The following is a 5,852-nucleotide window of genomic DNA, read 5'->3' as shown; positions in this document are numbered from 1 at the left end:
GCTCGGTCTCCGCGGCTGAGCGCACCGCGCGCACGCAGCGGCGCGGAGCGCGGCGACCGGTTCACCCGGCCGCCGCGCCCGGCCGCTCGCCTACGCGGGGTCGGCGACGACCGCGACGCCCTGCGGGGCGAGCTCCAGCCCGTCGGCGCTCGCCCCGGTGAGCCGGTCGACGCCGGGCAGGCGCACCACGGCCGTGCCGTCGCCGTGGTTGATGACGACGGTGTTCGCCCCGCGGCGCACGACCTCGACGCCCCCGCCCACGGCGGCCGGCTCCGGCACGACGATCCCGGCGTCGGCGATGAGGCGGGCCGCCAGCATCCCGAGCGCCTCGGGCTGCGGCAGCGTGGCGACGTACCAGGCGCGGCCGACGCCGGTCTCGCGGCGTGTGATCGCCGGCGTCCCGTCGAGCGCGCCGCCGGCGAAGGCCGCCTCGATCGCGGCATCCTCGGCGATGAGCGCCTCGGCCCAGAGCCCGGCCGACGCCGATCCGCCGACGACGTCGCCGACGATCCCGATCGGCGGCGCCGGAACGCCGCCCTCTGCCCGGAGGTCGGGTCCGGCGGGCGGGGCGAACTCCTCGATGCGCACGCCGAGGGCGCGACGCAATTCGGCGCCGAAGTACCCGCCGAGGTGCACGTGCAGCTGCTCGTCGAGGATGCCCGAGGCGAAGCCCACGACGAGCGTGCCCCCTTCCTCCGCGTAGGCGGAGAGGTTCGCGCCCTGGTCCGCCGTGAGCACGAAGTGCGCCAGCACCACGACGAGCGGATAGCCCGAGAGATCGGCGCCCGCCTGCACGAAGTCGACCGTGAGCCCGTTCGCGGTGAGCGCCGCGTGCCACGCGAACAGCACCTCCAGGTAGGCGACCGCCGTCGGCGCGGCCGGCTGCTCGAGGGCCCACCAGCTGTCCCAGTCGAGCGCGATGGCGGCGTGGGCGGCGACCGGGGCGCCCTCGAAACCGGCTTCGGGGCCGGAGAGCGCCGTGAGCTCGGCGCCGAGCTCGGCGATCTCGCGGAACACCCGGGTTTCGGGCCCGGCGTGCGGCACCATGCCCGAGTGGAACTTCTCGGAGCCCGCCTTGGACTGGCGCCACTGGAAGAACAGGATGCCGTCCGCGCCGCGCGCGAGCGCCTGGTACGACCACGCCCGCATCTGCCCTGGCGCCTTGATCGCGTTGCGCTCGCGCCAGTTGACGGCGCTCGGCGCCTGCTCCATGAGGATCCAGGGGGCGCCGCCGCCGAGGGAGCGCATGAGGTCGCGCACCATCGCCGCGTACGGCGTCGAGAGCGGGTCGGCGGGGTCGGGGTAGGTGTCGTCGGAGACGACGTCGACCTCCTTCGCCCACTTCCAGTAGTCGAGCGGCTTGAAGAAGCCCATGAAGTTCGTCGTGATCGGCACATCGGAGGAGGCCCGGATCACCTCCGCCTCGGCGCGGTAGCACTCGAGCAGCTCGTCGGAGGAGAACCGGTCGAAGTCGAGCAACTGGGTCGGGTTCTGGAATGTCGGCGCGGCCCGCGGCGGCATGATCTCGTCGAACGAGTCGTAGCGCTGCGACCAGAACGCGGTCCCCCACGCGTCGTTCAGGGCCTCGACCGTGTCGTAGCGGTCCTCGAGCCAGTCCCGGAAGGCGGCCGCGGACGCGTCGCAGTAGCAGCGGCTGACGTGGCAGCCGTACTCGTTGTTCACGTGCCAGAGCTCGAGCGCCGGGTGGTCGGCGTAGCGCTCGACGAGCCGCTCGACGAGCCGGCGCGCGTGGGCGCGGTACACCGGCGAGGACGGGCAGTACTGCTGGCGGCTGCCGACCTCGAGCCGCACGCCGTGCTCGTCGACGGGCAGCGTCTCGGGGTGGCGGCGGGCCAGCCACGGCGGCGGCGAGGCCGTCGCGGTCGCGAGGTCGACGCGCACGCCGCCCGCGTGGAGGCGGCCGAGCACGTCGTCGAGCCAGGCGAAGTCGTACTCCCCCGGCCGCGGCTCGAGCCGCGCCCACGAGAACACGGCCACCGTGGCGAGGTTCACACCCGCGCGCTGCATGAGGCGCACGTCCTCGTCCCAGACCTCGGTCGGCCACTGCTCGGGGTTGTAGTCGCCCCCGTACTTGATGGTCACTGCCCGCATCCCTTCGTCGCGATCTGTCGTGCCTCGATTCTGGCGGCCCGGCGACGGGCCGCGCCTCCGGTCATCCCTTCACCGAACCGGTGGACAGGCCCGACTGCCAGTACCGCTGCAGGAACAGGAAGGCGATCACGAGCGGGATGACCGTCACGAGCGACCCCGTGATGACCGTCGAGAAGGCGGCCTGCGATCCGCCGCCCGCCGAGGCCGCCGCCTGGATCTGCGCGAGGCCGACGGTCAGCGGGTAGAGGTCCGAGCTGTTCAGCATGATGAGGGGCAGGAAGTAGTTGTTCCAGGTGCCCACGAGGCTGAAGAGGAACACCGTCACGAGCCCCGGACCCAGCAGTCGGAAGCCCACCTGCCAGAACGTGCGGAACTCGCCCGAGCCGTCGACCCGAGCCGCCTCGAGGAGGCTGTCGTCGATCGCGTCCGCCGCATAGACCCGCATGAGGTAGACGCCGAACGGGCTGACGAGCGACGGCACGATGATCGCCCACGGGGTGTCGGTGAGACCCGCCTGCGCGAAGAGCAGGTAGGTCGGCAGGGCGAGCGCCGTGAGCGGGATCATCACCGCGCCGAGCGTGATGGAGAAGAGCACCTTCTTGCCCGGGAAGTCGAACTTCGCGAAGGCGTAGCCGGCCATCGCCGAGAGCAGCGTCGCGCCGACAGCGGCGGTCAGCGCGTAGAAGACCGTGTTGCCGATCCAGCGAACGAACAGGCCGCCGCGCGTCGTGAAGAGGTCGACGAGGTTGTCCCACAGCGAGAAGTCCGGGCCGAACCACAGGCCGAAGGTCGAGAAGAGGGCGGACGTGTCCTTCGTCGAGGAGACGAACAACCACCACAGCGGCAGCACGAAGTACAGCACGCAGAGCCAGAGCAGGACGGTCAGCAGCGTGCTCCGCCGCTTCGACGCCGAGTACGGGCGGGGCCGGCCCCGTCGACCGTGCGGCGGCCGGTAGTTCGGCGTGTCGATCGTGACGGCCGCACGGGTGTCGAGGTCGGTCATGAGAGCCTCCGCTCGCGCCGCTCCCGGCGCTGTTCGCTGAGCTGGACGATGTAGGAGACGATCGCGATGAGCAGCCCCAGCAGGAACGCGATCGCGGCCGCGTAGTTGAGCTCCTGGTTGATGAACGCGAGGTTGTACGCGTAGTAGTTCGGCATGAAGGAGTTCGTGATCGCGTCCGGCGCGATCGTGTTCAGCAGGCTGGGCTCGTTGAAGAGTTGGAACGAGCCGATGATCGAGAAGATCACGGTGAGCATGATCGCCGGGCGGATCGCCGGGATCTTCACGCTCCAGGCGACGCGGAACTGGCCCGCGCCGTCGATCTCCGCGGCTTCGTAGAGCTCCGCCGGGATCGAGCGGAGGGCCGCGTACATGATGATCATGTTGTAGCCGATGAACTCCCACGTGACGATGTTCATCATCGAGCCGAGGATGTTGCCCGGCGTCAGGAACTCCGGGGTGCCGAGCCCGACCGCGCGCGCGATCTGCGCGATCGGTCCGAAGTCCGGCCCGTAGAGGTAGCCCCACATGAGCGTCGCCACGACGGCGGGCACCGCGTAGGGCATGAAGATGAGCAGCCGCACGGTGCGCGAGCCCCGAGCCCGACCGCTGTCGAGCGCGAGGGCGAAGCACAGCGCGAGGATCAGCATGATCGGCACCTGGATGAGGAGGAATGCCAGCACCCGGAGCAGGCTTCCCCAGAAGGCCGAGTCGCCGAGGGCGCGCACGTAGTTGGCGAGGCCGGCGAACTGCTCGCCGCCGATGAGCTTCGACTCGAAGAAGCTGAGCCAGCCCGAATAGAACAGCGGCACGACGAGCATCGTGAGGAAGACGAGGAAGAACGGGAGGATGAACAGATAGGCGGCCGTGCGCTGCTTGCGCTTGGACGTGCTCGTTCGACGCCGTTCGGCGGGCCGGGCGGCGGTGCGCGCGGCCGTCGGAGTGTGCGTCATTGCGACTCCTGACTGGTTCGGGGATTCGAGGGGTGCGGCGGCGCGGCCGCGTGGAGCGGGCGCCCGCCGGTGGAGCCGGCGGGCGCCCCGAGGCTCACTCGACGGTGAAGCCCTGGTCCTCGGCGTACGAGACGAGCTGGTCCTGCCAGGTGTCGAGGGCGGCGGCGATGTCGCCCTTGTCCGCGATCACCGTGCCCATCGTCTCCTCGTAGCTCGAGTACACGTAGTCCATGAACGGCAGCCACTCGAAGTCGGTATCGACCGTCTCGGAGATCTCGGCGAAGAGCTTGTTGACCTGCTGGCCCCCGTAGAACTCCGACTCCTGGTCGATGAACGCGGGGTCGCTCAGCACCGACTGCTGCGGCGGGAAGAGGAACTGCTGCGTCGCCAGCTGCATGGCGGACTCCTCGTCGTGGTTGATGAACTTCGCGAGTTCGGCCGCCGCGATGGGGTTCTCGCTCGAGGCGAGCACCGCATCCGACGAACCGCCCCAGTTGCCCGAGACCTCGTCGCCGGCCGACCACTGCGGCAGCGGCGCGGCGCGCCACTGGCCGGAGGTGCCCTCGGCGGTGCCCTGGAGGAACACCGGACCCCACGCGGCCGTGAGCCAGCCCGCGTACTTGCCGCTCGCGAGGCCCTGGTACCACTGGTCGTTGAAGTCGACGTCGGTCGAGATGAGGTCGTCCTGGATCAGCCCCGTCCAGTAGTCGGCGACCTCCTTGGCCCCGTCGCTGTTGACGTCGATCTTCACGGTTTCGGCGCCGTCGTAGCCGAAGGGCTTGACGCCCGCCTGCCAGAAGAAGCCGATCATCTGCCCGGCCTGGGTGGCGCCGAGGTTGGAGATGTAGGACCCCGTGCTGTCCTTGACGGCCTTCGCGGCCGCCGCGTAGTCGTCCCACGTCGCCGGCGGTTCGGCGATGCCCGCCTGCGTGAGCAGGTCCTCGCGGTAGAGGTTGCCCATCGGGCCGATGTCCTGCGGAATCGCCCACACCTCGTCGCCCGGCGAGACCTGGTTCCAGGCCCACCCGACGTAGTCGTCCTCGAGGTCGGCGGCCCCGTAGTCCGCGAGGTCGAGGAGCGACTCCGACAGCACGAACGACGGGATGTACTGGTATTCGATCTGGGCGACATCCGGCGCTCCTTCGCCGGCCTCGATCGCACTGCGGAGCTTCTGGTAGTGCGGCAGGCCCTGGCCGACGTTCTCCACCTTGACGTCGATCTCCGGGTACTTCTGCTCGAAGAGCGCGACCTCCTGGTCGATGTCGGGCACCCACGTCCAGAACGTGAGCGTGGTGGGCGTCGACATCGCCTCGTCGATCTGCTCCTGGGTGACCGGGCCGCCGCCGTCGGCGGAACCGCCGCCGGAGGTGCAGCCGGTCAGGACGGTCGCCGCGAGCGCGGTACCGGCCAGCAGCGCCGCTGCGGTCTTCCGTTTCTGCTTCATGTCAACTCTTTCCCTCGGTTGGATGGATCGCAGGATCCCTTGCTGCTCACCGGCCGATGAAGGTCCGCGTCGACCACGCCGGCAGTGAGACTTCGGTGCCCGCCGCGAGGTGCTCCCCCGAGACGGCGTCGGCGACGGCGGTCGCGAGCGTCAGCGCCTGCGGCTCCCATCCCCAGTTGAAAACGAACCAGGCCCGCCCGCCGTCGGGCAGTGCGCCCGAGGCGATGCCGACGGGCAGCGCGACCTCGCCCGCGAGGTCCGCAGCGGCCGGCTCCGCGACCGCCCAGCGCGCGAGCGCCCGGGCGAATGCGGCGTCGGGCACGGTGCCGGCTGATCGGAAGGG

4 protein-coding genes and 1 pseudogene are annotated in these 5,852 nt (G+C 70.5%); all 5 read right to left on the bottom strand.

Annotation, left to right across the window (positions count from 1 at the left end; translation table 11 throughout):
* Positions 1-90: 90 nt before the first annotated feature.
* The gene (locus GB864_RS17680) at positions 91-2,112 is read right to left on the bottom strand and encodes a beta-galactosidase (protein WP_160427009.1); all 2,022 of its coding nucleotides are present in this window, start codon (positions 2,110-2,112) and stop codon (positions 91-93) included.
* A 61-nt stretch (positions 2,113-2,173) separates the two neighbouring features.
* Complete coding sequence (locus GB864_RS17675) at positions 2,174-3,115, bottom strand: carbohydrate ABC transporter permease (protein WP_160427008.1); 942 nt, start codon at positions 3,113-3,115, stop codon at positions 2,174-2,176.
* Positions 3,112-4,065: a carbohydrate ABC transporter permease gene (locus tag GB864_RS17670; RefSeq protein ID WP_160427007.1), complete on the bottom strand. Its 954-nt coding sequence runs from the start codon at positions 4,063-4,065 to the stop codon at positions 3,112-3,114. The genes GB864_RS17675 and GB864_RS17670 overlap by 4 nt, the downstream gene beginning before the upstream one ends.
* A gap of 94 nt (positions 4,066-4,159) precedes the next feature.
* Positions 4,160-5,509 (bottom strand): ABC transporter substrate-binding protein, encoded by a 1,350-nt coding sequence (locus tag GB864_RS17665; protein WP_160427006.1) that lies wholly within the window; start codon positions 5,507-5,509, stop codon positions 4,160-4,162.
* A gap of 46 nt (positions 5,510-5,555) precedes the next feature.
* Positions 5,556-5,852: pseudogene (locus GB864_RS17660) on the bottom strand (hypothetical protein); the annotation flags it as partial.

Origin of the sequence: Agromyces seonyuensis (assembly GCF_009789225.1) — a bacterium.
Lineage (GTDB): Bacteria > Actinomycetota > Actinomycetes > Actinomycetales > Microbacteriaceae > Agromyces > Agromyces seonyuensis.
This window is presented reverse-complemented; position numbering and strand designations above follow the sequence as displayed.

What these genes read in the sequence shown, in the direction of transcription:
- GB864_RS17680 (WP_160427009.1), bottom strand. Translation starts at nt 2,112, where the DNA reads ATGCGGGCAGTGACCATCAAGTACGGGGGCGACTACAACCCCGAGCAG.
- GB864_RS17675 (WP_160427008.1), bottom strand. Translation starts at nt 3,115, where the DNA reads ATGACCGACCTCGACACCCGTGCGGCCGTCACGATCGACACGCCGAAC.
- GB864_RS17670 (WP_160427007.1), bottom strand. Translation starts at nt 4,065, where the DNA reads ATGACGCACACTCCGACGGCCGCGCGCACCGCCGCCCGGCCCGCCGAA.
- GB864_RS17665 (WP_160427006.1), bottom strand. Translation starts at nt 5,509, where the DNA reads ATGAAGCAGAAACGGAAGACCGCAGCGGCGCTGCTGGCCGGTACCGCG.